Genomic DNA, 20,995 nt, shown 5'->3' on the forward strand with positions numbered 1-20,995 from the left:
CTATCGGAGCATCCCCTCTCCCTCTGGGAGAAGGCCAGGGTGAGGGTGCGCTTGAAGCCCAACAGCTCCAAGCCCCAAGCCCTTCGCACCAAATTCCCCCTTAAGCGCCCCCTCTCCCTGCGGGAGAGGGTCGGGGTGAGGGCCGACCCAGGCGCCCGCTCAGTCCCTTACAGCGCCTCGCGCCACAGGCTCACCGCCATCTCGGCGGAGGCGCCCGGTGCCACGGTGAGGACGTCGTCCATCACCCGGGCGGTCTCGATGCAGAGCATGCCGGTCCAGGCGTCGTCGGCGAACTGGCTCAGGCGCGCGGCCTTGTCGATCCAGGGATTCCACAGCACCGCCGAATGGCTGTTGCGGGTCTCTACGAACAGCCGGCGCTGCCACTGGGGATCGCGGATCGCCAGGCGGGCCGGCAGGCCGACATAGACCCGGTCGGTCTCGGAGGTGATGGTGGGCTCGCCGTTCTGCCGCTTGCGGGTCCAGCCGTCCAGGCAGTCGTAGTAGTCGGCATTGGCAAGGCCTTCGATACCCACCTCGCGCACGTCGCTCACGGCGAAATAGGTGTGCAGCGCCTGGCTCAGCACCAGCGGATGATCTTCCAGATTGCGCACGCTCAGGGTCAGCTCCAGGCGCTCACCGACGCTCAGGCTCAGGGTCAGCTCGGTGGCATGGGGCCAGCCCGGGGTGGTCTCGGCGGAGGTGCGGTGGTGGAAGTCCAGGCGCACCCGGTCGGTGTCCACCTCGACGCCGCCGGCCTGCCAGGCGACCTGCCGCGCCAGGCCGTGGGCCGGGGCGTCCGCGGTGGTGGTGCACATGGCCTGGACCGCGGGCGGATTTTTCAGCAGATCGCCGAACCAGGGCCAGCAGACCGGGATGCCGCCACGGATCGGGGTGCCGGGCTCGAACACGGCTTCCGGATTGCCCCAGACGATGTCCGGCTCGCCGTCGAAGCCGTAGCGCAGCACATGGGCGCCCTGGCAGGCCACCAGGGCTTCGGCCTGGCCGACGCGGATGCGCCAGACGGGCAATTGACCCAGTTGGATCTGTTCGACGAGGAGGGCAGCGGACATGGGATGACTCCTGGAAAAGGTGAGAGGCGACTGTAGTCCAGTCGAGGACCGGGCTCCAGCCAGCCATGGACAGCAGCGGCGGGAAAACCTTCCAACGCTGGCCGCGTCTCATACCGGTGCCGCACCGCTCGGCTAGACTCCTGGCCTCCCCTCTTCAGGAATGGCTCCCGCATGTCGGCTTTCCCGCGTCTTTCCCTGCTGCTCGGCCTGGGCCTGGCCCTGCCGCTCCTGGCCAACGCGGCCAATCCCCTCGACGACGAGGTCCGCGCCGCCGCTCGCGCGGTGATGGCCGAGCAGGACATCCCGGGCCTGGCGATAGGCGTCAGCGCCCCGGGCCTGCGCCGGCTCTACTACTTCGGCACCGCCGACCGCCGCAGCGGCCAGCCGGTGGACGCCGCCACCCTGTTCGAGATCGGCTCCCTGAGCAAGACCTACACCGCCACCCTGGGTGGCTACGCCGCGGTGACCGGTCGCCTGCGGCTGGACGAGTCCGCCGCTCAGGTCCGCCCGGCCCTGGCCGGCAGCGCCATCGGCCAGGCCAGCCTGCTGCAACTGGCCACCTACAGCGCCGGCGGCCTGCCGCTGCAATTTCCCGATAGCGTCACCACGGACGATCAGGCGACGGCCTTCTACCGCGCCTTCCAGCCGCCCTTCCCCGCCGGCAGCCGCCGCCTCTACGCCAATCCCAGCATCGGCCTGTTCGGCGCCCTGGCGGCCCAGCGGCTCGACGAGCCCTTCGCCACGGCGCTTCTGCGCCACGTGCTCAAGCCCCTGGGACTCGATCACACCTATCTGCAGGTGCCGGCGGCCGAGCAGGCCCACTATGCCTGGGGCCATGGCAAGAACGATCAGCCGCTGCGGGTCAATCCGGGTGTCTATGCCGAAGAGGCCTATGGCATCAAGACCACCGCCGGCGATCTGCTCGCCTTCGTCGAGGCGAATCTCAATCCCGGTCGGCTGCCGGGCCCCCTGGCCAAGGCGCTCGACGCCACCCAGCAGGGCTACTATCGCAGTGGTCCCCTGACCCAGGGCCTGGGCTGGGAGGCTTACCCCTATCCGCTGGCCAAGACCCAGCTGCTGGCCGGCAACACCCCGGCGATGGCCCTGGAGCCGCAACCGGTGGACTGGCAACACCCGCCCCTGCCGGCGAGCGGTGCCCGCCTGCTGAACAAGACCGGCTCCACCAACGGCTTCGGCGCCTATGCGCTGTATATCCCGGAGCGCCAGCTCGGCCTGGTGATCCTGGCCAACCGCAATTATCCGATCCCGGCGCGGATCGAGACGGCGTGGCGGATCTTGCAGAAGCTCGATAGCCGGGTGCAGTGAGGTACCACAATCGCGGCCATGGGCCGCTCCTACAGGGTGTGATGCTTCTGTAGGAGCGGCCCATGGCCGCGATAATGCGAGCAGACAGTCATCTGTAGGAGCGGCCGCCTCGGCGGACCGCCAGGGCCGCGATCAACTAGAAACCCGTAGCGTGGATGACGGCGCAGCCTCATCCACCAAACCGCGCCCGATTACTCGCGTCCTTTCACCGGCAGCCGTAGCGTGGATGACGGCGCAGCCTTTTCCACTGGGAGTTCGCAGCAGGGGGCTCCCCCACCCCAGCCCTCTCCCCAGGGGAGAGGGCCATCCGAAGTGGCGCTCAACTTCATTGGCGCTGACAAGATCAGATCAGTCGCGTGGATGACGGCGCAGCCTCATCCACGAAACCCAACCTCAGGCCCCACCCGATTCCTCGCGCCCTTCCACCGGCAGCTCGTGCTCGGTGGCGTAGCCGGCGTCGGCCGCCTCCAGCACGCCGTGGGCGATGCTGCAGAACAGCGAATTGACCCGCCGCATGTCGCTGAGCAGGCCCAGGTGCAGGGAGCTGGTCTCGAAGCTCTCCACCACCTGCTGGTGCAGCCGCTCGACGTGGGCATGGGCATAGCGCCGTTCCAGCAGGCGGAAGCGCTGCTTGAGCCGACGCAGGCGCCGCGCCGCGTCCAGGTCGCCGGAGAGATAGACCGACAGGCACAGCTTGAGGCTGTCGACCAGCAGCCGGTGCAGGGCGGAAAGTTCGTCCACCCCGGAAGCCGAAAAGGAACGGCGGGCGGCGATCTTCTTGCTGTCGACGTCGCTGGCCATGCGCTCGATCAGATCGCCGGCCTGCTCCAGGTTGATCGCCAGTTCGATGGTCTCGGCCCAGCGCCGGCTGTCGCGCTCGTCCAGGTCGTCGCGCGGCATGCGCGCCAGGTACAGCTTGATCGCCGTGTAGAGGGCATCGACGTCATCATCGAGACGGCGCACCTCGCGCGCCAGCTGCTTGTCGCCGGCGTTGATCAGCACCAGCAGGTGCTGCAGCATCTGCTCGATGACGTCGCCCATGCGCAGGAGCTCGCGGGAGGCATTGGTCAGCGCCAGGGCCGGGGTGTCGAGGGCGGCGGTGTCCAGGTGGCGCGGCCGCAGGATGGTCTCGGCGCTGTCCTTGGCCGGCAGCATGGCGGTGCAGAAGCGCGCCAGGGGCCCGGTCAGCGGCAGGAACAGCAGGCAGCGCACCAGGTTGTAGGCGACGTGGAAGCCGATCACCACCTCGGCGTCATTGAAGTCGTAGCCCTGCAGCCAGTCGGCCAAGAGGCCGATCCAGGGCAGCACCAGGATGCAGCCGGCGAGCTTGAACAGCAGGCTGCCCACCGCCACCCGCCGTGCCTCCACGCCCTGCTTGGCCGCGCCCATCAGCGCCAGCACGCCGCTGCCCAGGTTGGCGCCCACCACCAGGCACAGCGCCACCTTGAGCGAGATGACCCCGGAGCCGGCCAGGGTGGCGGTCAGCAGCACCGCAGCCAGGCTGGAATAGGAGACCATGGCGAAGACCGCGCCGGTCAGGGCATCAAGCAGCTGGTCGCCGGTCAGCGAGGAGAACAGCACCTTGACCCCGGCCGCGTGGGTCATCGGCGAGGCGGCTTCGACGATCAGCTGCAGCGCCAGGATGATCAGCCCCAGGCCGATGGCGACCCGGCCGAGCTGGCCGGCGCGGGTCTGCTTGCGACCGAGAAAGAACACCACGCCCAGAAAGATCAGCAGCGGCGACAGCCAGGACAGGTCGAAGGTCAGCACCCGCGCCATCAGCGCGGTGCCCACGTCGGCGCCGAGCATGATGGCCAGCGCCGGGGTGAGCGGCACCAGGCCCTGGGCGACGAAGGAGGTCACCAGCAGCGCCGTGGCGTTGCTGCTCTGCACCAGGGCGGTGACGGCGATACCGGAAAGAAAGGCCAGCGGCATGCGCTGCATGCTGCGGCTGAGCACCCGGCGCAGACTGGCGCCGTATACCCGCAGGATGCCGGTGCGCACGATATGGGTGCCCCACACCAGCAGGGCCACAGCGGATAGCAGATTGAGCAGTGTCAGCATCGTGGCGCCCTCCCGGCGCGTGTCCAAGAGCTCCTGGCGAGCTTGTCACAAAATCGTAATGACCGTTCTGCACAGACGCACGAGCCCGAAGGCAGGGCACCTTCGGGCTCGTGGGGACTTGCTGGATTAGGCGGCGGAGAGCCGGGTGGGTTCCGCCGCTGGGCTCAGATCTGCTCTTTGCGCAGCTTGACCGCTTCGCGGGCCTTGGCCTTGCCGCGCAGGCGGATGTTGATGGCTTCCACCGCCAGCGAGAAGGCCATGGCGAAGTAGACGTAGCCCTTGGGCACGTGGACCTCGAAGGCCTCGGCGATGAGCACGGTGCCGACCACGATCAGGAAGGACAGCGCCAGCATCTTCAGACTCGGGTGCTTGTCGATGAAAGTGCTAATGGCGCCGGCCGCCAGCATCATCACCAGCACCGCGACGATGATCGCCGCGACCATGACCGGCACGTGGCTGACCATGCCGACCGCGGTGATCACCGAGTCCAGCGAGAAGACGATGTCGATGATGGCGATCTGGATGATGGTGCCGATGAAGCCGCTGCCCTTCTTCGTGGGCGCGTCTTCGTCCTGCTCTTCCTCGCCTTCCAGGCCGTGGTAGATCTCGGCGCTGCTCTTCCACAGGAGGAACAGGCCGCCGAAGAAGAGGATGAGGTCACGGCCGGAGATGCCTTGGCCGAAGACGAAGAACAGGTCGGCGGTGAGGCGCATCACCCAGGTGATGGACAGCAGCAGCAGGATGCGGGTGACCATGGCCAGGGCCAGGCCGAAGAACCGGGTCCGCGCCTGCATGTGCTTGGGCATGCGGCTGACCAGGATGGAGATCATGATGATGTTGTCGATGCCGAGGACGATCTCCAGGGCCGTCAGGGTAAAGAAGGCGACCCAGATTTCCGGGTTGGTCAACCAGTCCATTGCAAATCCTCTCGTAGCTAAGGCGCGCTCGGGCGCGCGCTCTAATGGAAAAGGCGCATCGGGCGACGCGCCGTTTTCGAACAGCCGGCAAGGCTAGTCGTAGCTCTGGCAAAACTCTAGCGGCTGTACAGCGGAAACACACCCAGTAACAAAGCGCCGACCAGCAGGAACATGCAGGTCACGGTGGCCCACTTCAGGGTGAAGCGCTGATGGTCGCCGAATTCCACCTTGGCCAGGCCCACCAGCAGGTAGGTCGAGGGCACCAGCGGGCTGAGCAGGTGCACGGGCTGACCGACGATGGAGGCCCGGGCGATCTCCACCGGACTGATGCCATAGGCCGCGGCGGCCTCGGCCAGCACCGGCAGCACGCCGAAGTAGAAGGCGTCGTTGGAGATGAAGAAGGTGAACGGCAGGCTGACCAGGGCGGTGATCACCGCCATGTACGGGCCCAGGGCGTCCGGGATCACCGCCAGCAGGCCCTTGGACATGGCGTCGACCATGCCGGTACCCGAGAGGATGCCGGTGAAGATGCCCGCGGCGAAGATCAGCGAGACCACCGCCAGGACGTTTTCGGCATGGGCGGCGATGCGCTGCTTCTGCATGTTCAGGCAACGGTAGTTGACGGTCATGGCGATGCCGAAGGCGATCATGAACAGCACCGGCATCGGCAGCACGCCCATGATCAGCGCAGCCATCAGCGCCAGGGTCAGCAGGCCGTTGAACCAGCGCAGGTGCGGGCGGCGGGCCTCGGCGCACTGGGAGACGGTGACGTCGGCGCCTTCGGTCTCGCCGATCTGCAGAATGCCCAGGCGTGCGCGCTCGCTGCGGCCATAGAGGTAGGCCAGGAAGAACAGCCAGGCGATGGCCAGCAGCATGGGCGCGATCATGGGCACGAAGACGTCGGCCGGATCCACGTGCAGGGCACTGGCGGCGCGCGCGGTCGGACCGCCCCAGGGGGTCAGGTTCATCACGCCACTGGAGAGCAGCATCAGGCAGGTCATGATCAGCGGATTCATGCCCAGGCGCCGGTACAGCGGGAACATGGCCGCCACACAGATCATGTAGGTGGTCGAGCCGTCGCCGTCCAGGGAGACCACCAGGGTCAGGAAGACGGTGCCCATGGCCACCTTGAGCGGATCACCCTTGACCAGCTTGAGGATCCAGCGCACCGCCGGATCGAACAGGCCGGTGTCGATCATCACGGCGAAGTAGAGGATCGCGAACAGCAGCATCACGCCGGTGGGCGCCAGCTTGCGGATGCCGTCGAGCATCATCGGGCCGAGGGCGTCGAGCTTGACGTGGCCGAGGCTGGCGAATTCGCTGGACAGCGCCCAGGCCAGCACGGCGAAGGCGATCGGGACCATGGTCAGGGCGATCAGCGGAGACAGGCGCTTGGTCATGATCAGGTACATGAAGGTCATGACCATGGCGAAGCCGAGGAAAGTCAGCATGGGGATACCTCTGAATTTTCGCGAAGAGAAGGAGGGTTCAGCCGCGGCGCAGCGGCGCGGAGAGGGCGAAAATCCAGGGGAGAGGGGCGCGCGGGGACGCCTGGAAGGACAGATACGACATGGCAAGAATCCTGGTTATTTTTGTAGGCACGTCGCCCGCTCACGGGGGCGGGTCTTGAGCGGATCCTAAGAGGTCAACCTTTCGCCAGCCTTGCGTGGTGGCGAGTGGATGTTGCCGGATGTCACGAAGCCGACACGGACGGGGCTGTTCGGCCCGCTGCCAGCCCGGGATGCTCAGGTGGTCGACGAAGAAATCGAGCAGCACCTGGATATTGGTCGGTCGGCTACGCGCCAAGCTGTTCGCCGATGCTGGCCAGGCGCAGGTCTGAACGGCGTCTGATGGCAAGAAAAAAAGCGGACAGCGCCCGGGGCGCTGTCCGCTTTTTTGCCAACCTAATGCGGGCGTCAGCCGCGCAGTCGTGTGTTGAGTACGGCGATATGCTCCGGGCCGATACCGCAGCAGCCGCCGATCAGACTCGCGCCACGTGCCTGCCAGTCCTGGGCGAAGCTCAGGTAGCCGGGCGGATCCAGATCCGGCCGCAGGGGGTCGAGGCCGTCGTTGGCGGTGGCCTCTTCCGGCTGGGGCGGGAAGGCGTTGGCATAGGCGCCAAATGGAATCTCGATCCCTGCCGCAGCAAAGGTCGCCCGCGCGGTATCCAGCGCCGCGGCCATCACCTCGGGCTGGCTGCAATTGAACAGCAGGGCTCCGGCGCCCAGCTCCACCGCCAGCTGCGCCGCCTCGACCACCGGCTCGCCGGATCTCAGCCGTGGGACCTCGTCGACGTCTTCGTCCTTGAGGGTGAAGGACAGCCACAGCGGCTTGCCGTCTCTGGGCAGCCCGGCGGCGATGGCGCGCACCTCGGCCAGGGAGCTCTGGGTTTCCGCCAGCCAGAGATCGACATGGGGCGCCAGGCCGCGGATCAGCGGCTGCAGCACCTCGTCCACCCGCGCCGGCTCGAACAGATCGGGACGATAGGAGCCGAACAGCGGCGGCAGCGACCCCGCCACGCGCACCGGCTGACCGCTGGCCGTCACCGCCTGCCGCGCCAGCTCACCCGCACGCGCCGCCAGGGCCTCGCCTTCGGCGGCGAAGCGCGCCTCGCCGATATGGAAGGGCACCACCGCATAGCTGTTGCTGGTGATCACCTGGGCGCCGGCCTCGATATAGGCACGATGCACCGCCTCCACCTGCTCCGGCGCCTCGCTCAGGGCCAGGGCCGACCACTCCGGCTGACGGAAGGGCGCGCCGCGGCGCTGTAGCTCGCGGCCCATGCCACCGTCGAGAAGCACAAGATTCATGTTGGCCATATAGCTATTTCACTTTTCCTTATAACCAAAACAGAGTTCAATATCGGTTCTCATATCTCTCTAATACCAGGCCCTCTTACCCTTTGCAAAGGACGCCCCCATGAGAACCGCTCTGCTATCGGCCCTCGGCCTGACCCTGGCGCTGGTCGCCACCTCGGCCTCAGCCGGCGCCACCCTGGATCGCATCAAGGCCAAGGGCGAGCTGGTCAACGTGCTCATGGAGAGCTATCCGCCCTTCTCCCAGCTCAATGCCCAGAACCAGCTGGAGGGCTTCGACGTGGACGTGGCCAAGGCCGTGGCCGACAAGCTCGGCGTCAAGCTGCGCCTGGAAACCCCCTCCTGGGACGTGATCGCTGCTGGTCGCTGGAGCGGTCGCTACGATGTCTGCATCTGCTCCATGACGCCCAGCCAGGCGCGCGCCCAGGTGTTCGATTTCCCGGTCAACTACTACGCCTCGCCGGCGGTGATCGTGGTCAACGCCGGTGACGACCGCATCTACGGCGCCAAGGACCTCTCCGGCAAGAAGGTCGGGGTCACCAGCGCCTCTTCCTACGAGAGCTACCTGAACAAGGACCTGACCATCGAGGGCCAGGAGGACAAGCCGCTGAGCTACCCCTTCGACGACGTCCAGGTGGTGCCCTTCCCCGACGACAACGTCGCCTTCCAGGACCTCGGCCTGGGTGCCGGCAAGCGCCTGGACGCGGTGCTGACCAACCTGGTGACCGCCCAGCCGCGCCTGGCCCAGGACAGCAAGTTCAAGCTGGCCGGCGCACCGCTCTATGCCGAGCCCAACGCCGTGGCCATCGAGAAGGGTGACCCGGAATTCGCCGCCACGCTGCGCGAGATCATCGACGGGCTGCGCCAGGACGGCACCCTGAAGCGGATCTCCGACAAGTGGATCGGTGCCGACATCAGCCAATGAGTCCGCTACCGCCCCCAGACCAGCGCCGCCCCCTGCTGAGCTTTCGCACCCGTGTCTGGCTGACCTGGCTGGCGCTGCTGGCCGGGGGCGTGGTCTTCGTGCTCGGCTTCGATCTCAAGTTCGCCAGCGTCTGGCCGCGCCTGTCCAACCTGGTGGGCTGGCGCCTGGGCCCCAACGGCTTCCTGCAGGGCGCGGCCCTGACGCTGTTTCTCAGCCTCAGCTCCATCTTGGTGTCGGTGCTGCTGGGCTTCGCCGCGGCCCTGGGCCGGCTGTCGTCCAGCGCCCTGGCCTATGGCGTGGCGACCTTCTACGCCTCCTTCTTTCGCGGCACCCCGCTGCTGATCCAGATCCTGCTGATCTACCTGGGCCTGCCGCAGATCGGCGTGGTGCCCGGCGCCATCAGCGCCGGCATCCTCGCCCTGTCGCTGAACTATGGCGCCTACCTCAGCGAGATCTTTCGCGCCGGCCTGCTCGGCGTCCCCGCCGGTCAGCGCGAGGCAGCCCAGGCCCTGGGCCTGTCATCGCGGGTGACCTTCTGGCGCGTCACCCTGCCCCAGGCCATGCGCAGCATCATCCCGCCCACCACCAGCCAGTTCATCTCCATGCTCAAGGATTCCTCCCTGGTCTCGGTGATGGGTGTCTGGGAAGTGATGTTCCTCGCCCAGTCCTATGGCCGCTCCAGCTATCGCTATCTGGAACTGCTGACCACCGCGGCGGTGCTCTACTGGTTGATGTCCCTGGCCATGGAATTCATGCAGTCGCGCCTGGAGCGGCACTACGGGAAGGCGTATCGGGGGCGGTAGAGTCTCCCGATGTTCCCGCTGGATCGTGCTAGCCCTTTGATACCAAACCGGATTTTGGTGAGCCCGATCACAACACCTCCGGATCAAGCCTCTACCATTCCCTCCTCCTAAATTCCTGCTTCGGAAAGGACTCACCATGAAGCCTCGTCATCGCCTTGCCGTTCTCTGCCTGGGTGGCAGCCTCGCCGTCACTGGCTGCTCCAACATGTCGCAGAACGAGTGGCTCAATCAGGAAAATGTCGGCACCGTGGTCGGTGCGGCGGCTGGCATCCTCATCGGCAGCCAGATCGGTGGTGGCAGTGGCCGTACCGCCGCCATGCTGGCCGGCGCCCTCGCCGGTGGCGCCCTGGGCAAGACCCTGGGGGCCAAGCTCGACCAGCGTGATCGCGAGGCCCTGGCCGTGCAGACGCAGAAGGCGCTGGAGCACGCCCAGGACGGTCAGGTGACCACCTGGACCTCCGACCACAGTGGCGCCACCGCCCGCATCGTGCCGGTGGCGACCGAGACCGAAGCCCGCCAGGTGGCGGTCAAGCGCACGCCCAAGGTGCAGAAGGTCGAGCAGCTGACCCTGCTCAACAAGCCCTACCAGTCGATCAAGTCGGCCAACCTGCGCGCCGCGCCCAACGACAATGCCGCCAAGGTCGGCGGGCTGCCCACGGGTACGCGCTTCACCGCCCTGGGTCGTACCGGCAACGACTGGATCGCCGTGGGCCGCAAGGGCGTCACCATCGGCTATGTCTACGCGCCCCTGGTGACGCCGGCGACCGCTGCCACGGTGGCGACCGCTGGCAAGACCAAGGCGCAACCGGCACCGGCGGTGGATCTGGACACCCTGGACGTGGCCAGCGCCAAGCAGCAGGGCGTGGACCTCGACGCCGCCGATCTCGATGCCGCGCCGGTGCAGGACAAGGTCGCCGCCAAGACCACCTGCCGCACCCTGAACTACAGCCTGAGCCAGGACGGTCAGCAGGATCAGCAGACCACCAAGGCCTGCCAGGCCGCTGACGGTGCCTGGGAACTGATCTAAGGAAGGATGACCATGAAACCCACCCTGCTGGCCCTGACGCTGTTGGCCACGGCCACGGCTGCCCAGGCCGAAAGCACCCGCCTTGCCTATTCCAAGGCCGAAGACGTCGAGGTCTTCGTCGACCACGCGGCAGCCGCCTGGTGCGCGCCCGACCTGGCGCTGCGCTTCGTCTATGGCAAGCCCGCCGAGGAAGTGGCCGTCGAACGCCTGATGCCCAAGATCGGCGCATTGCTCGGCAAACAGTGCGACCAGGCCGAACGCCTGACCTGGACGGCGACCGGTAGCACCGACGCCCGGCTGAACGGCACGGCCACCAAGGCCACGGCCTGGACGGCGCAGGTACAGAATCCGGCTGCCGTTGCCGCAGCTCCTGCCCCGGCCGCCGTCGAACCGCCCAAGGCGGCGCCACCTGCCGAGGCGCCCACTGCGGCGGTGCCTGAAACGGCCAAGCCCGCCACTCCTCCAGCAGTCCCAGAGACACCGGCACCCGCAGCGCCAGCGGCCCCGGTCGCCGAATCGACACCTGTCGCGCCGGCCAAGGTCGAGCCTGCACCTGCACCTGCAGCCAAGGCCCCTGCCGGTCAGATCGCCACCGATTTCGATGTCGCCGGCTGGCGCCCGGGCGATGGCGAGGCCGAACTGGCCAAGAGCGATTTCATGACCATCCTCAAGGACAGCCAGGGCTGCGCCTTCCGCGTCCCTTTCAAGGCCGAGGAAGACAGCCGCTACCTCCAGGTTCGCTCCAGCGGTATCCGGTGCGAGAACGGCTTGGCCCAGGGCGAGGGTGAACTCGTTCTGGAGCGGAGCGACGGCAAGCAGTTGCAGCGCTGGAAGGGTTTCTTCCTCAACGGACTGCCGCTGGACAAGCCCTTGCCGCCGCTGCGCTTTGTCGGCTTCGATAGCCAGAAGCAGGCGCTGTTCCTGCTGGCCAGCGATCCGGCGACCGCCAGCTACAGCCTGCTGCGCCTCGGCTACAGCTATCGCGGCCAGTGGTCGATCAATGCGCCGGATGTGCTGTTTGTGACCGGTAACAGCGAGCAATTCCGTCAGCTCGATCAGATCCGTCCCATCATCGCCAAGACCCAGCAACAGCTCGACGACCTGGGTACGATGATCCCGCACTTCACCTTCCTGGCCGTGCGCGATTTCACCAAGGGCATCTTTCCCCGCCCCTGGAACAGCAACGAATCCAGTCAGGACTTCTGGCTGTATCGTGTCAATGTCGACCGCAACTGGCGCAGCAAGGCCTGGCAGTTCAACCCCGAGCAGGCTACCAACTACCTGTTCATGTGGGACGAGAAGCAGGCGCGCCAGCGCGAGCAGGCCGCACGCGAGCGTGAGCGCGAAGCCCGGCAGGCACGGATGCAGCAGGCGGCTCGTGCCCGTGATCAGCTCGACACCTACGAGCGCCTGACCCGGGAAGCGCGCAGCAATCCCCAGGCGCTGCTGGCACGGCAGGTCAACGATGTGGACTACGCGCCGGGCAGTGGTGGCGACTATGGCGACCTGGTGCGTGGCGCTACCCATCCCGTACGCCTGATCGCCCGGGTGACCAAGACGAATAGCGATGGCTGGACCCTCGACTATCCCTATCCGATCCAGGCGCAGGTACTGACCGGCACCTCGGCCAAGACCGGCTGGTATGTCCTGAGCGGGACCCTGCAGCTTGATCCGAAGGCGCGTGACGCCGACGACCTGCCCCTGACGCACCTGACGGCCAAGGTCGTGCAGCCCTGCACCAGCGAAGGTTGCAGCGACCTGCGCGATCCCCTGGCGCTGGCACGGGTGCAATTCGAAGACCCCGCCTGGACCCCCGAGGCGGCCCGCCAACAGCTCAAGGATGCCGGTCTCGGCGAGGAGCGCTTCTGATGAAACGGACTCTCAACGTCAAACTCCTGGCCGGTGCGGCGCTGGTCGTGGTGGTCGGTGGCTATTTCGGTCTCAAGGCCTACGCCGCCCATGTCGCCGACGGACGTCTGCGCGACTGGCTGTTCGAACACCGCCTGCAGGACAGGATCAGCTGGCAGTCGCTGTCCTCCTCACCGCTGGGCGGCACGATCAAGCTGCACGAGGTGCGCATCAGCGATGGGCCGAGCATCGCCCAGTTGACCCTCTCCGACCTCAAGGACGAACCCGCTCACCGCCGGGCCGATGTCCAGTTCGAAGGCGTGGCGTTTCCGCCCGACGCCAAGGGCCGCTCGACGGCGCTGCGCCTGCCCCTGGTTGGCGATCTGCTGCTCGCCAGCGGACGTGCCGAACTGGCGCCCTTTTCCGGCCGGCTGAAATGGAACGTCGAGGACGAGCTGGCGGACATCGGCCTGACCCTGGACCTGCCGGAGCTGCTGGACGTGGATGCGAGCCTGTCGCTGGCCCAGGTCCGCCGCCTGGCCGAAGACCTGAGTGACTTGGCCGACAATGGCCAGCAGATGGGCCAGCGCGGTCTGCTGTCATCCTTCGGTCTGCTGGGCAAGCTGCAACAGAGCGCGCAACGCGCCGAGCTCAAGGGCTTGCGGGTGGATGTCACGGATCAGGGCTATTTCAAGCGCAGCCTGGCCCTGACCCGCCGCTATCTGCCGCTCGACCCTACCGCGGGCGACTTCGACAAGCAGCGGGACCGGGCCCTGGCCGCGGAGCACCAGCAGCAGCGCAACGACTGCCTGCAGGAGTTCCAGAGTCTGGGCGCGCGCGGCAAGGACCTCTGTAAGGGTCTGGTCGATCTGGCCGCCGGCGAGGAAGACGGTCTGCGGGTAAGCCTTGCGCCCAAGGAACGCGTGCGTCTGAGCGATACCCTGGAAGTCGCCCTGACCGCGGCCCTGGATCCCGCCGGCGCCGCCGGCCTGCTGGACCGCCTCAACCTGGAGTCGAAAAGCCTCTGACGGCAGCGCTCAGGCCCAGGCCCCCCGCAGCCTGGCCAATGCCTCCTTGATCCGCGCCTCCGGCACCGCCGCGAAGCCCAGCACCAGTCCGGCGCGGGCGTCGGGCGGGGTCGGGCCTTCGGGTAGCCAATAGCGCGACAGCGCATTGAGTTCCACCCCGACCGCGGCCGCCCGCGCTACCAGCTCGGCTTCGCGGGCCAGGCGGGTGACCGGCAGGCACAGATGCAGGCCGGCAACCGGGACACCGGGCGGGGCGCAGCCGGCAACCTCTGGCCAGCCGGCCAGCAGCACATCGCGGCGATTGCGCGCGGCCCGCCTCATGCGCCGGATATGGCGCTGGAAATGACCCTGCTCGATGAAATCGGCCATGACCGTCTGGGTGGCGCTGTCGAGATGGCGGATGCCGGCCCGTTGCAGCTCCAGCAGCGCCGGCACCAGCGCAGGCGGAGCCACCAGATAGCCCAGGCGCAGGCCGGGAAAGGCGATCTTGGAAAAGGTGCCGACATAGAGCACCCGATCGTGGCGATCCAGGGCGGCCAGGGGCGCCAGCGGCGCGCCCTGGTAGCGGTATTCGCCGTCGTAGTCGTCCTCGACGATCCAGCCGTCCGCCTGCCGTGCCCAGTCCAAGAGCGCCAGGCGGCGCGGCAGGGACAGTACCGCGCCGGTGGGATACTGGTGCGAAGGGGTGACATAGACCAGTCGGCAGTCCCGCTGGCCAGCCAGCTGCTCCACCACCAGCCCTGCCGCATCCACCGCGATTCCCTGCAGCCGCGCCCCGCCACTCTGCAGGGCCAGGCCCGCGGCACGATAGCCGGGATCCTCCATGGCCGCCAGGGCGCCCGGCGCCAGCAGCAGCCGGGCGCAGAGTTCGATGGCCTGCTGGGCGCCGCTGGTGATGAGGATCTGCTCGGGTGCGCAGACCAGGCCCCGCGCCTGGCGTAGATAGGCACAGAGCAGGCGGCGCAGCTGCGGTTCGCCGCCGGGTTCGCGATAGCCCAGCAGCGCCGGTTCCGGCTGACGCCAGAAGCGCTGCTGCAGCCGCGCCCAGGTGGCGAAGGGAAACAGATCCACCGCCGGCAGGCCGACCCGAAAGGCGCACGGCGCGCCGGGCGGCACGCTGGCCAGGGGCACAGGGGCCGCCCTGGTCGTGGCTTCGGGAGCGGCCAGCGCCCGGGTCACGGGCGCGACATAGGTACCGTCACCCGGGCGACTGTCGAGAAAACCCTCGGCCAGCAACTGCTCGTAGGCGGCGGTCACGGTATTGCGCGAAACCCCCAGCAATCGCGCCAGTTCGCGACTGGCCGGCAGCCGTACCCCGGCGGCCAGCTCACCGGCCAGGATACGCCCACGCAGGCCCTGGTAGAGCTGGCGCGCCAGCCCTTGACCCGGCTCCAGCAACAGCCCCGACGGCTCGAATCCCAGCATGGATTGGCACCCTGAAAGTTATGGAAATTGGCTCTTACAGGGAGCCAAAGGCGACCTTAGCATGGCCGGACGTCGCTGGAGTTCCTGCCCATGTATCCCAATCCCGCCTTCTGTTTCGACGACCTGCCCAGGCTGCACCAGCACCTGCGCGATCACGCCCTGGCGCTGCTGGTCAGCCAGACCGAGGCCGGTCCGCTGGTGAGTCATCTGCCGCTCTGGCTGGCGCCCGACGAGGGTCCCTATGGCACCCTCTATGGCCACCTGGCACGCAGCAATCCACAGGCGCAGGCACTGGTCGAGGCCCCTGTCGCACTGGCGGTGTTCCAGGGTCCCCAGGCCTATGTCAGCCCGGCCTTCTATCCCGGCAAGGCCGAACATGGGCGCGTGGTGCCGACCTGGAACTACCAGGCGGTGCACGCCCGCGGCAGCGTCGAGGTGTTCGATGACCCCGAGCGCCTGCTGCAGCTGCTGGAGCGCCTCACCGACCAGCACGAAGCCGGGCGTGCCCGCCCCTGGCAGGTCGCGGATGCACCGGCGGATTATGTCCAGGGCATGCTGCGCGCCATCCGCGGCCTGCGCCTGCCTCTCGACAGCCTCCAGGGCCTCGCCAAGCTCAGCCAGAATCGCAACGCCGCCGATCGCGAAGGCGTCCGCCAGGGTCTGGCCGCCAGCCCGGTACCCGGCGACCAGGCCCTGGCCGCCCTGATCCCCTCTCCCGCCTGACCCTGGAGCCACCCATGACCATCTGCCCCCTGAGCGAAGCCGATCACGCCGTCTGGCACGACCTCTGGCAGGCCTACCTGGCCTTCTACGAGACCGTGCTGCCGGAGGCCACCTATGCCCGCACCTGGCAACGCCTGCTCGATCCCGCCCAGCCCCTGCATGGCGCCCTGGCCTGGGACGGCGAGCGGCCCCTGGGCCTGGTGCACTTCATCTATCACCCCTCCTGCTGGACCGAGAGCGACTACTGCTACCTGCAGGATCTCTATGTCGCCAAGGGCCATCGCGGCGGCGGTCTGGGCCGCGCCCTGATCGAGCACGTCTATGCCCGCGCCGAAGCGGACGGCTGCGACCGGGTGCACTGGCTGACCCAGGAGACCAACTATGCGGGACGCCAGCTCTACGATCGCATCGCCACCCGCTCCGGCTTCATCCAGTACCGCCACCTGCTGGGAGACAGATCATGACCCCGCTCGACTGGACCCCGGCCCTTCCGCCCCAGCCCCGCTTGCTGCAGGGTCGCCTTGTACGCCTGGAACCCCTGGACCCGCCGCGCCATGGCGCCGATCTCTGGAAGGCCCTGCACGACCAGGACCCGGCCCTGTGGGACTATCTGCCCTATGGCCCCTTCGCCGAGCGGGCCGCCTTCGACAGCTGGCTGGCCGGTCTGGCCCAGGGTCGTGATCCCTTGTTCTACGTCGTGGTGGATCCCCGCGACGGTCGCGCCCTCGGGCAGCTCAGCCTGATGAGCATCGTCCCCGAACACGGCAGCATCGAGATCGGCCATGTCGCCTTTGGCGGGCGCCTGCAGCGCACGCCGCTGGCCACCGAAGCCTTCTATCTGCTGATGCAGGAAGCCTTCACCCTCGGCTATCGGCGCCTGGAGTGGAAGTGCGACAACGCCAATGCCCGCTCGAAACGTGCCGCCGAACGGCTGGGCATGCGCCATGAGGGGCTGTTCCGACAGCATCGGGTGGTCAAGGGACGCAACCGCGACACCGCCTGGTTCAGCCTGCTGGATCACGAGTGGCCCGCCGTGGACGCCGGCTTCCGGCGCTGGCTGGCGGCGGAGAATTTCGATGCCGAAGGACGCCAGCTCAGCGCCATCGCCGTGAGCGCCGGACGGACCGGCTGATCCGTCACTCGCCGCGGATATAGCCTTCCAGGTGGCGGATCAGCTCCGCCTGCTGGACGGTGGTCGCCTTGACCAGGTCGCCGATGGACAGCAACCCGATCAGCTTGCCGTTGCCCATCACCGGCAGGTGGCGCAGGTGGTGATCGGTCATCATCTGCATGCAGTCGCCCACGGTCTGCTGCGGCAGCACGATGATGACCGCCTCGGTCATGATCTCGCTGACCGGGGTCGCATAGGAGGAGCGCCCCTGCAGGGCCACCTTGCGCGCATAGTCGCGTTCGCTGACGATGCCCACCAGTTCGCCGTCGCGCATCACCGGCAGCGCGCCGACGTTCTTTTCCGCCATCAGCCGCAGGGCGTCGAGCCCCCAGGCGTCGGGGGCGATGGTGTAGACGTCCTGCTGGGTCTTCAGGGCGAGCAACTGGGCGACGGTTTTCATTGTAGTTCTCCTGAGGTGAGGCGAGCGTGACCGGAGGTGCCTGGCAGGGCCGGTCAGCCGATTACATCAGGCCACCTGAACGCCCCTGTCGCCCGAACGACGTCGATCCCGCCACAGGCGCCATGCCAGGGCCAGCAGGAAACCGGCCGTCAGCAGCACGACCAGGGTCGGCGCCGGGGCGCTGTCCCACACCAGGCTCAGCAGCACCCCGCCCAGGGCCGCCGTCACGGCCAGGGTGGTGGCCAGCAGCAGCATCCAGCCAAAGGAACGGGTCAGCAGAAAGGCCGTGGCACCGGGGGCGATCAGCAAGGCCACCACCGGCACCATGCCCACCGCCTGCAGGGCGCCGACCACGGTCAGGGCGATCAGACCGAGCAGGCCGTAGTGCAGCAGCCCTACCCGCAGACCCAGGGCCCGGGCCTGGGCCGCGTCGAAGGCCAGCACCAGCAGGTCGCGCCAGCGACAGGCCAGCGCCAGCACCACCAGGCCGGCGATCACCGCCATCTGCCAGAAGGCCGCCGGGGACACCCCCAGCAGGTCGCCGAGCAGGATGTGGTCCAGGTGCAGCTCGGTGGGCAGCCTGGCGTGCAGCACCAGGCCCAGGCCGAACATGCCGGAAAAGACCACGCCCATCAGGGTGTCCTGCTTTACCCGGCTGTGGCGCTTGAGATAGCCGGTGGCCAGGGCGCAACCCAGCCCCGCGACGAAGGCGCCCGCCACCAGCGGCGCGCCCAGCGCCGAGGCCAGCACCAGGCCGGGAAAGACCGCGTGGGCGATGGCATCGCCCAGCAGCGCCCAGCCCTTGAGCACCAGGAAACAGGACAGCAGCGCCGTGGGCACCGCCACCAGCACGGCCATCAGCAATGCCTGGCGCAGGAAATCGACTTCCAGGGTCAGCAGCAGCCAGTCCATCAGCCCGCCTCTGCCGTCTGCCGCGCGCGGCGCCGGTTGGCCAGCAGGCCGTGCCGCGGCGCCAGGACGAAGGCCAGCAGAAAGATCAGGGTCTGCAAGACCACCACGCAGCCCCCGGTGGCGCCGTCGAGGAAATAGCTGAGATAGGTGCCCAACAGCCCGCTGCCAACGCCGATGGCCACGCTGATCAGCACCACCCGCGAGAAGCGATCGCTGAGCAGATAGGCCGTCGCCCCCGGCGTTACCACCAGGGCGATGACCAGGAAGGCGCCCACCGTCTGCATCGCCGCCACGGTGCTCAGCGCCAGCAGGGTAAAGAACAGCAGCCGGTACAGGGTGGGATTGAGACCGCAGGCGCGCGCCTGGCCCTCATCGAAAAACACCAGCAGCAGGTCGCGCCACTTGAGCAGCAGCACCAGCAGGGAAATGGCGGCGATAGTCAGCAACTGGCGACTTGCCTCGGGGGTGATGGCCAGGATGTTGCCGAAGACGATGGTCTGGATGTCCACCGCCACCGGCGCCAGCGAGACCAGGAACAGCCCGCCGCCAAAGAAGGCGCTGAAGATCAGGCCGATGATGACGTCTTCCTTGAGCCGGGTGTAGTGCCGCAGCCCGAGCATGGCGCCAGCCGCCGCGCCGCCGGCGAGAAAGGCGCCCAGGGCCAGCGGCAGCCCCAGCAGATAGGCGCCGGCCACGCCGGGCACCACGGCATGGGACAGGGCATCGCCGATCAGCGACCAGCCCTTGAGCATCAGGTAGGCGGAAAGAAAGGCGCACAGCCCACCCACCAGCGCCGCCGCGCCCAGGGCATTTCTCATGTAGCCGTAGGCCAGGGGTTCCAGCAGCCCTTCCATCAGGCACGCTCCCGCCACCGCGGCTCCGCTTGCAGCCCGTCGAACAGCCGCAGGGCGCCGCCAAAGGTGCGTTCCAGGTTCTCCCGGGTGAAGACCTCGGCCGTCGGCCCCTGGGCCAGCACGGTGCGATCGAGCAACACGGTGCGGTCGCAGAAGCGTTCGATGCTGGCCAGGTCGTGGGTCGACACCAGCATGGAGCGACCTTCGGCGCGCAGCGCCTGGAGCAATTCGATGATGGCCCGTTCGGAGGTGGCGTCCACCCCGGTGAAGGGTTCGTCCAGGAGGATCACCCGGCTGTCCTGGGCCAGGGCGCGGGCGAGAAAGACGCGCTTCTTCTGGCCACCGGAGAGTTCGCCGATCTGCCGCTTGCGCAACGCGGTCAGCCCCACCCGGGCCAGGGCGGCGTCCACTGCCTGGTGATCGGCGGCGCGGGCCAGGCGCAGGAAATTCATCCGCCCATAGCGGCCCATGAGCACCACGTCCTCCACCCGCACCGGAAAGTCCCAGTCCACGTCTTCGCTCTGGGGGACGTAGGCGACGAGGTTGCGCTTGAGCGCCCGGGCCACCGGCAGGTCATCGACCCTTACCTGGCCGGAACGGACCGGCACGAAGCCCATGATCGCCTTGAACAGCGTCGACTTGCCGCTGCCATTGACGCCCACCAGGGCGGTGATGGAGCCGCCGGGTACCACCAGACTGGCGTCGCGCAGGGCGGTATGGCCATTGCGATAGGTCACGCTGACCCCCTCGAGCGCGATCATGGCGCCAGCCCCTTCACCAGGGTTTCGGTGGTGACCCGCAGCAGATCGAGATAGGTGGGCACCGGTCCGTCGGCGGCGCTCAGGGAGTCGACATAGAGCACCCCGCCGTAGCGAGCGCCGCTCTCCCGTGCCACCTGCTCGGCCGGTGCGGCGGAAACCGTGCTTTCGCTGAACACCGCCGGAATCCGCTCGGCGCGCACCGTCTCGATCACCCGGCGGACCTGCTGCGGCGTGCCCTGGGCGTCGGCGTTGATCGGCCAGAGATAGAGCTCCCTGAGCCCCAGGTCGCGCGCCAGGTAGCTGAAGGCGCCCTCGCTGGACACCAGCCAGCGCCGCTGTTCGGGAATCGCCTGCAGCTGCTGGCGCAGGGGTTCGAGGGTGGCGGTGATGCGCGCCTTGTAGGCTTCGGCGTTGCGACGATAGGTCTCGGCCTGGGCCGGGTCGTGCTGCACCAGGGCATCGCGGATGTTGTCGACGTAGATCAGCGCTGCCTGGGGTGACATCCAGGCATGGGGATTGGGCTTGCCGGCATAGGGACCCTGGGCGATGGCGATGGGCGCGACGCCCTGGGAAACCACCGCACTGGGCACGTCCTTCATGCGGCTGAAGAAGCGCTCGAACCAGAGCTCCAGATTGAGGCCGTTCCACAGCACCAGCTGCGCATCGCGCGTCTTCAGCAGATCGCCCGGAGTGGGCTGGTAGTTGTGGATCTCGGCACCGGGCTTGGTGATGGATTCCACCCGCGCGGCGTCGCCCGCCACATTACGCGCCATGTCGGCGATCACCGTGAAGGTGGTGACCACCTTGAACGGCTCCGCCGCCTGAGCGACGTTGCCCAGCAGCAATCCCAGCAGACCCGCCAGGGTCCAGCGTCTCGTCTTCTCCAGCATCCGGCCCGCCTCTCGGTGGTTATAGCCTTGGCTAA

The 20,995-nt window shown here is 67.8% G+C and carries 20 protein-coding genes; 9 read left to right on the forward strand and 11 right to left on the reverse strand.

Going from position 1 to position 20,995, the window contains the following annotated elements:
* Nucleotides 1-167: 167 nt before the first annotated feature.
* Nucleotides 168-1,070 (reverse strand): D-hexose-6-phosphate mutarotase, encoded by a 903-nt coding sequence (locus ACZ5R1_RS22810; protein ID WP_115946236.1) that lies wholly within the window; start codon nt 1,068-1,070, stop codon nt 168-170.
* Nucleotides 1,071-1,241: 171 nt separating this feature from the next.
* Between ACZ5R1_RS22810 and ampC the strand changes: the two genes are divergently transcribed.
* Nucleotides 1,242-2,396, forward strand: coding sequence for a class C beta-lactamase (gene ampC / locus ACZ5R1_RS22815; RefSeq protein ID WP_115946235.1), 1,155 nt, complete (start codon nt 1,242-1,244; stop codon nt 2,394-2,396).
* A 393-nt stretch (nt 2,397-2,789) separates the two neighbouring features.
* Here the strand turns inward: ampC and ACZ5R1_RS22820 are convergent, their stop codons facing one another.
* The 4 genes from ACZ5R1_RS22820 to ACZ5R1_RS22835 all read right to left on the reverse strand — a co-directional run bounded on the left by ACZ5R1_RS22820 (nt 2,790) and on the right by ACZ5R1_RS22835 (nt 8,196).
* Nucleotides 2,790-4,460: a Na/Pi cotransporter family protein gene (locus ACZ5R1_RS22820; protein WP_027600470.1), complete on the reverse strand. Its 1,671-nt coding sequence runs from the start codon at nt 4,458-4,460 to the stop codon at nt 2,790-2,792.
* A gap of 164 nt (nt 4,461-4,624) precedes the next feature.
* Complete coding sequence (locus ACZ5R1_RS22825) at nt 4,625-5,377, reverse strand: TerC family protein (RefSeq protein WP_027598678.1); 753 nt, start codon at nt 5,375-5,377, stop codon at nt 4,625-4,627.
* A gap of 116 nt (nt 5,378-5,493) precedes the next feature.
* Nucleotides 5,494-6,828: a CitMHS family transporter gene (locus ACZ5R1_RS22830; RefSeq protein ID WP_027598679.1), complete on the reverse strand. Its 1,335-nt coding sequence runs from the start codon at nt 6,826-6,828 to the stop codon at nt 5,494-5,496.
* A 465-nt stretch (nt 6,829-7,293) separates the two neighbouring features.
* Complete coding sequence (locus ACZ5R1_RS22835) at nt 7,294-8,196, reverse strand: homocysteine S-methyltransferase family protein (RefSeq protein ID WP_464712739.1); 903 nt, start codon at nt 8,194-8,196, stop codon at nt 7,294-7,296.
* Between the two features lie 100 nt (nt 8,197-8,296).
* Here ACZ5R1_RS22835 and ACZ5R1_RS22840 point away from each other — a divergent pair, with 100 nt between their 5' ends.
* The 5 genes from ACZ5R1_RS22840 (at nt 8,297) to ACZ5R1_RS22860 (ending at nt 13,824) form a co-directional block, all read left to right on the forward strand.
* Nucleotides 8,297-9,118: a transporter substrate-binding domain-containing protein gene (locus ACZ5R1_RS22840; protein ID WP_288473694.1), complete on the forward strand. Its 822-nt coding sequence runs from the start codon at nt 8,297-8,299 to the stop codon at nt 9,116-9,118.
* The gene (locus ACZ5R1_RS22845; RefSeq protein ID WP_464712740.1) at nt 9,115-9,921 is read left to right on the forward strand and encodes an amino acid ABC transporter permease; all 807 of its coding nucleotides are present in this window, start codon (nt 9,115-9,117) and stop codon (nt 9,919-9,921) included. Before ACZ5R1_RS22840 ends, ACZ5R1_RS22845 begins: the two co-directional genes overlap by 4 nt.
* A 136-nt stretch (nt 9,922-10,057) precedes the next feature.
* The gene (locus tag ACZ5R1_RS22850; protein ID WP_169854594.1) at nt 10,058-10,948 is read left to right on the forward strand and encodes an SH3 domain-containing protein; all 891 of its coding nucleotides are present in this window, start codon (nt 10,058-10,060) and stop codon (nt 10,946-10,948) included.
* A 12-nt stretch (nt 10,949-10,960) separates the two neighbouring features.
* Entirely contained in the window at nt 10,961-12,817 is a 1,857-nt protein-coding gene (locus ACZ5R1_RS22855; RefSeq protein ID WP_288473690.1) for a hypothetical protein, read from the forward strand.
* Entirely contained in the window at nt 12,817-13,824 is a 1,008-nt protein-coding gene (locus ACZ5R1_RS22860) for a hypothetical protein (protein ID WP_464712741.1), read from the forward strand. The genes ACZ5R1_RS22855 and ACZ5R1_RS22860 overlap by 1 nt, the downstream gene beginning before the upstream one ends.
* A 9-nt stretch (nt 13,825-13,833) precedes the next feature.
* Here the strand turns inward: ACZ5R1_RS22860 and pdxR are convergent, their stop codons facing one another.
* Nucleotides 13,834-15,249: a MocR-like pyridoxine biosynthesis transcription factor PdxR gene (gene pdxR / locus ACZ5R1_RS22865; protein ID WP_288473686.1), complete on the reverse strand. Its 1,416-nt coding sequence runs from the start codon at nt 15,247-15,249 to the stop codon at nt 13,834-13,836.
* A 90-nt stretch (nt 15,250-15,339) separates the two neighbouring features.
* Between pdxR and ACZ5R1_RS22870 the strand changes: the two genes are divergently transcribed.
* From ACZ5R1_RS22870 to ACZ5R1_RS22880, 3 genes are read left to right on the forward strand one after another with little or no spacing between them, the layout of a single operon-like run.
* Nucleotides 15,340-15,972 (forward strand): FMN-binding negative transcriptional regulator, encoded by a 633-nt coding sequence (locus tag ACZ5R1_RS22870; RefSeq protein ID WP_288473684.1) that lies wholly within the window; start codon nt 15,340-15,342, stop codon nt 15,970-15,972.
* A gap of 14 nt (nt 15,973-15,986) precedes the next feature.
* Entirely contained in the window at nt 15,987-16,436 is a 450-nt protein-coding gene (locus ACZ5R1_RS22875; protein WP_288473682.1) for a GNAT family N-acetyltransferase, read from the forward strand.
* Nucleotides 16,433-17,104 (forward strand): GNAT family N-acetyltransferase, encoded by a 672-nt coding sequence (locus ACZ5R1_RS22880; RefSeq protein ID WP_464712742.1) that lies wholly within the window; start codon nt 16,433-16,435, stop codon nt 17,102-17,104. Before ACZ5R1_RS22875 ends, ACZ5R1_RS22880 begins: the two co-directional genes overlap by 4 nt.
* 4 nt (nt 17,105-17,108) lie before the next feature.
* Here ACZ5R1_RS22880 and ACZ5R1_RS22885 read toward each other — a convergent pair whose 3' ends face one another.
* The 5 genes from ACZ5R1_RS22885 to ACZ5R1_RS22905 form a co-directional block, all read right to left on the reverse strand.
* The gene (locus tag ACZ5R1_RS22885; RefSeq protein WP_464712743.1) at nt 17,109-17,543 is read right to left on the reverse strand and encodes a CBS domain-containing protein; all 435 of its coding nucleotides are present in this window, start codon (nt 17,541-17,543) and stop codon (nt 17,109-17,111) included.
* A 66-nt stretch (nt 17,544-17,609) separates the two neighbouring features.
* A complete protein-coding gene (locus ACZ5R1_RS22890; RefSeq protein ID WP_377709119.1) occupies nt 17,610-18,455 on the reverse strand; it encodes a metal ABC transporter permease in 846 nt (281 codons plus the stop codon).
* Entirely contained in the window at nt 18,455-19,309 is an 855-nt protein-coding gene (locus ACZ5R1_RS22895; protein WP_145154304.1) for a metal ABC transporter permease, read from the reverse strand. Before ACZ5R1_RS22895 ends, ACZ5R1_RS22890 begins: the two co-directional genes overlap by 1 nt.
* The gene (locus ACZ5R1_RS22900) at nt 19,309-20,070 is read right to left on the reverse strand and encodes a metal ABC transporter ATP-binding protein (RefSeq protein WP_288472100.1); all 762 of its coding nucleotides are present in this window, start codon (nt 20,068-20,070) and stop codon (nt 19,309-19,311) included. Before ACZ5R1_RS22900 ends, ACZ5R1_RS22895 begins: the two co-directional genes overlap by 1 nt.
* Nucleotides 20,067-20,960 (reverse strand): metal ABC transporter substrate-binding protein, encoded by an 894-nt coding sequence (locus ACZ5R1_RS22905; RefSeq protein WP_027598700.1) that lies wholly within the window; start codon nt 20,958-20,960, stop codon nt 20,067-20,069. Before ACZ5R1_RS22905 ends, ACZ5R1_RS22900 begins: the two co-directional genes overlap by 4 nt.
* Nucleotides 20,961-20,995: the final 35 nt, after the last annotated feature.

The organism is Pseudomonas sp. Pso3 (genome assembly GCF_055393275.1).